At 75.7% G+C, this 732-nt stretch carries 1 protein-coding gene; it reads right to left on the reverse strand.

The window, feature by feature from the left end; all coding sequences use genetic code 11:
- A partial coding sequence (locus G3N62_RS35625) for a 4-alpha-glucanotransferase (protein WP_206141567.1) occupies window positions 1-732 on the reverse strand: 732 nt, incomplete at both ends.

A 732-nucleotide genomic window follows, 5' to 3' on the forward strand; every position in this document is an offset into this window, starting at 1 on the left:
TCGTGCCGTGCGCCCACGCGTCGCTGCCCGCGCGATCGGAGCCGACCGCGAGATCGGCGATCAGCCCCGTCGCCATGCCCGCGCCGCGCGCGGCGTGCTGCGCGTCGCCGAGCGCGCGCGATGCGCACCATTGCAGGAACGTGTGGAACGCGATCGTGTCGGCGTGCTCGTGCGCGAACGCCTCGACTTCCGCCGATCCCGGCGTGCGCCACGGCGCCGGCCACTGCCGCCAGTCCGCGCCGATCCCGTGCTCGATGCAGAACGCCTGCAGCGCATCGAAGCGCGCATGCGCGTCGAGCGCCGCGCCGCCCGCCGCGCGAAACCGCTGGTATGTGTCGCGCGACGGGTCGTTGCCGGCGCGCCACGCGTCGAAGCACGCACGCAGGCGGCGCAGCTTCATCGGCAGCACGCGCGGCCAGTCGATCAGCGGCGCGTCGGCCGGGCCGGCGGGCGCGTGATGCGCGCCATCGGCGCCCGGCACCGCGTCGCAGTCGAGATACGCGACGTTGTGCCAGCGCCGCGACGACGGCGAATACGGGCTGTCGTGCGCGGGAAGGGCCGGATAACCGGCGTGCGTCGGGCTGATTGCGACCGCCTGCGCGCCGTGTCGCGCCACCTGGGCGACCAGCCGCGCGAGGGCCGTGTAGTCGGCCGCGCCGTCCTGCCCGCCGCGGCGCAGGCGGTACACGTTGGCCGCGATTCCCCCGCTGCGCGCCGGTGGCGCGGCATGAA

It is taken from the genome of Burkholderia sp. Tr-20355 (genome assembly GCF_017104685.1).
GTDB lineage: Bacteria > Pseudomonadota > Gammaproteobacteria > Burkholderiales > Burkholderiaceae > Burkholderia > Burkholderia seminalis.